Origin of the sequence: Thiorhodococcus mannitoliphagus, from assembly GCF_010915725.1 — a bacterium.
GTDB lineage: Bacteria > Pseudomonadota > Gammaproteobacteria > Chromatiales > Chromatiaceae > Thiorhodococcus > Thiorhodococcus mannitoliphagus.
In genome coordinates, this window is record NZ_JAAIJR010000240.1 from 1 (window position 1) to 3,718 (window position 3,718).

The following is a 3,718-nucleotide window of genomic DNA, read 5'->3' on the forward strand; positions in this document are numbered from 1 at the left end:
CCGCTGGACCTATGAGGGAAAGCCGCTCGCGGCATGAATGATTAAACAGTCTCGGGATTTCCACTCTGTTGCACTAGGCTACGCCAGGCAGCAGTCACCGACGTCCGTGAGAAGAGACAGCCACCCGGGATAGAAAGCGGACGCCCAATCCGCGCCCGGCGGCGTGGAGTCCGTCACAGCTCACCACCTATCGGTTTTATGTAGCCAGGGCTTCCAGCCCTGGCAAACCAGGCCAGGATGGCCTGGCTACGCAGGCTTGGAGCGGCTGTTCAGGTTGATTTCGGGAAACCGATAGGTGTTGAGCCGTCACAGTTTCGCAGATTATGACAAATAGGTTTTATGTATGCCGCAGAATCAACAGGACGCTAAAAAACTGCTCGCCGCCAGCATCCGTATCACCAAGGCTTCTAAAAACTGGCAGTTACCGTCTCCTGATCACCGCGTATCTAGCGTTGTTGCACGTTTTCTTATCAGTTTGGATACCGCATTGGTTAGGGTGCTATCCAGCCAGACAGCGCTGGATTCAATTGCAGTGGGTGATGCTGTGAAGGGTTACACTAGCGCAAAAGTTGGCAGCAGAAGCAATCTCTGCACTTCAACAAGAGCTGAGTTCATAGCTTTAACCGCAACGATCTATACCTAGATTCATCTGGCTATAGGTTTATTTGCGATCTCTGCCGGCTAGCCGAATGACGTTGCTGTCACCCGGCCCCAAGAGAACTCGACGTGCAAGCTTATTCGGGCCAAGCTCAATCCTCACATCAGGGCAATCGCATCACGTTTTTCTAATATTCAAGTTCTTGGAGGCGGTCTTTTATGGAGCGATCTTTGGCGGCTCGAACATCGCCTTGGGGAGAGCGCTCGTCCCAGCCGGCCTTGAGGCGTTTACTCTGGATGCCAAGCTTGGTGTTGTCGTGCTGCAAGAGCCTGAGGGCAGGGCTGTGAAGGTCGCGAAAAGTGTACACATGCAACCGCTTGATTTGCCTGCTGCGCGCTGCCTCGGATCCGGTGCTAACCACCGGCACACCGTCTGGCGACCTATGTAAGATGCTGATTATAAGAGTTGCATTTTCGCACCTTCAAAGCCCTGGAGCCTGAGGGCGATGCGCCGAATGAGGGCCAGATTCTCCCGCGCTTCGGGATCGCGCACCCGAGAGTCGTCCTCGTTGAAGGAGACATCCAGGCTCCAATGCAGCTGATTCTGCACGCCCCAGTGCCCGCGCACGGCGCGCGCGAAGGTCTCCACGTCGGTGCCAGTGCAGCCAATATAGCCAATATAGAAGCGCGTCTCGCGCCTGATCTTGCCGTTGATCTCGCGCTCGGACTCCACCATCCCGATCATGTTCATCGCCTCCCGCAGGGCGCTGTGTGGCACGCCCGAGAGATCACCGAGGGTGCGCTAGCGGTGGGTCTCATGCCGGCCATGGCCATGCTCGGTGGTCTCCAGAAATTGGGGCTCGACGTCGGCGTACGCGCGCGCATCGGCGTCGATGAACGCCACCTCGACCTCGGCAGCCAAGGTGCCCTGGTTGCCCTTGAGTGCCAGGACATACTCCCCGCCCTGTGCCACGATCTGCTCGGCGATGGAGTTCTGACAGCCCATGGCATCGATGGTGACAATGCAGCCGCTGAGGTGCAGCAGGTCGAGCACCTGCGGTATGGCGGTGATCTCATTGGACTTCGCCTCGGTGGCCACCTGTCCGAGCACCACCCGGTTGGCCGTCGCCCAGGCGCTCACCAGATGCAAGGCCGCCAGGCCCTTGCCGCGATCATGGGAGCGACGCGGGGTCTTGCCATCAATGGCGATGACCTCGCCAGGAATGACCTCGCGGATCGCCTCGACCCAGTCGCGGAAGCACGCCTCGAACGCCTCCGGCCGCAGCAGGCTGAAGACACGCCCGAAGGTATCGTGCGAGGGGATGCCGTTGGGCAACTCAAAAAATTGCTTCAGCCACGCCTCTTTAGCGCGTCCAAACTGCGCGATCTGCACCCAGCTATCGGCTCCGCAGAGGGTGCCCGCACTGGCAATCCACCCTCAGCGGCAATCAAACACGCCATTCACCACGCAAACGCAGCTTGCTGTCGTCAACTACACTCGTCGCGCTTGGGGCGGAAGAAGGGCCGTTTAGGTAGGCCCACGAGTGGCAGCTTGCATATGGTTACCTGCCGCTGGACTGATTGGACTCGGTGACCGCTCCTGGCCGACTCCGCCCTGTTCTGTCTACCGGACTGAGTGACCGTTCCTAGGGCGTAGGGGTCACCGCGCCAAGCAGGTCGAGTGCCAACTCCCCGCGTCGAAGAGACGGTCGCGTCTGTAGGATGACCGACCGCTCCAATCCAAAAAGGTTAGCAGCAGTCGGGGGCCGCAAGTGCGGGGTCTACGTGGCAATGGCGGCTGGTGACACGTTGGGTCTACCCCAAGTACAAGGTCCCTCCAAATCCCGCGGCGGGATCGTCGGGCTTCGGCTCCCAGAAAGGGTTGAAGTTTTGCGCTCAAGTCCTTTGGGTGCGCTGCGACTTCAGCTCCAGAGGTTGCTGAGCTCAAGCTTTAGAGCGTCGAAGGGTACGACCGCAATAGCCTCGTTCCCCGATGCCTTGGCAAGTAAACGCCATTCGCCGTTGTTTAGTGCATAGGCCTCCAGGGTGCGCCGCTTGGGATCGACGATCCACGCATACGCCACGCCATAGTGGGCGTAGATGGGCATCTTGACTTCACGGTCTTTGCTTTCGGTCGATGGGGAAAGGATCTCGCAGACCCAGTCCGGTACCACCTCGAAGCGGTGACCTTCCGGGATCTGTGGCATGCGTTCCTTACGCCATCCTGCCAAGTCCGGAACGGCGACTTCGCGATCGGTGATGAAATGGATCTCTGGCTCCACCAGTATCCACCAGCCGCCCGGTCCGCCCCGGCCACGCCCATAGCTGCCGACGAGATCGTACGTCAGCTCGCTCTCTGCCTTGGCGTGGGGCCCGGCTGGCCGCGGCTGGGTGTGCAACTGTCCGTTGAGGATCTCTCCAGTCAATCCCTCGGGCAGGGCTTCGAGCTGCTCGTAAAGTGTTTGCTTGTAGGCATGTTGCATGAGGTTTCCCCGGAATGTCGTCCTCCAAGCATGAGGTACGCTGTTTACCTGTCGAAGCCGACGCTTCAAATGATAATCCGCTCCACCTCATCGAGATTGACCTTCACCGACGGCGCCGAGAGTCGCGCCTGCAGCGTCTCGATATAGGCCGCCACATGCACCGGCTCGATGTCCTCGAGGGCGGTGAGCCCAGGCTGGTCACACCAGGCGGCGAAGTCGGCCGTCGCCCGCGTGTAGGCCCGCCGGGTGTTGGCATTGCGGATGTTGGCCGTGAAGAACTCAATGAAGCGCTTGCTGGCCTCTGGGGTGCGGACGAAGAGCGCCGGCAGATTCACGGCGCTCAGATCGAGCGCGTTGACGAGCTGATTCATGGAGACCTCCTCAGCGCGCGGCGCCGTGCCTGACACATCAATCGAGCGCGCGCCTTCGATTGACGCCTACATGTAGCGACCTGCAAACATCGCGATTTTCAGCCCAGATTAACTGACAATATCCTGGGCCTTGTGCCCACATTCGTTGCCAACAAGCCCACGGTTTCTGCCAACAGCCTGCAAAGGTAGAGGGATGTAGCCCGGCGCTGGAGATCAACAGACAAACGCCCACCTCGCTGTAAGGCAGCGCGTTGCTACGGTCGGCTT

3 protein-coding genes and 1 pseudogene are annotated in these 3,718 nt (G+C 59.6%); 1 reads left to right on the forward strand and 3 read right to left on the reverse strand.

Going from position 1 to position 3,718, the window contains the following annotated elements; genetic code table 11:
- Positions 1-343 precede the first annotated feature (343 nt).
- The gene (locus tag G3480_RS25360) at positions 344-643 is read left to right on the forward strand and encodes a hypothetical protein (protein ID WP_164656996.1); all 300 of its coding nucleotides are present in this window, start codon (positions 344-346) and stop codon (positions 641-643) included.
- 411 nt (positions 644-1,054) lie between these two features.
- Here G3480_RS25360 and G3480_RS25365 read toward each other — a convergent pair.
- From G3480_RS25365 to G3480_RS25375, 3 genes and pseudogenes are all read right to left on the reverse strand, one after another.
- A pseudogene (locus G3480_RS25365) lies at positions 1,055-2,029 on the reverse strand (ISAs1 family transposase).
- A 490-nt stretch (positions 2,030-2,519) separates the two neighbouring features.
- Positions 2,520-3,080 (reverse strand): Uma2 family endonuclease, encoded by a 561-nt coding sequence (locus G3480_RS25370; protein ID WP_164656997.1) that lies wholly within the window; start codon positions 3,078-3,080, stop codon positions 2,520-2,522.
- A 65-nt stretch (positions 3,081-3,145) separates the two neighbouring features.
- Positions 3,146-3,451: a site-specific integrase gene (locus G3480_RS25375; protein ID WP_164656998.1), complete on the reverse strand. Its 306-nt coding sequence runs from the start codon at positions 3,449-3,451 to the stop codon at positions 3,146-3,148.
- Between the last annotated feature and the right edge of the window lie 267 nt (positions 3,452-3,718).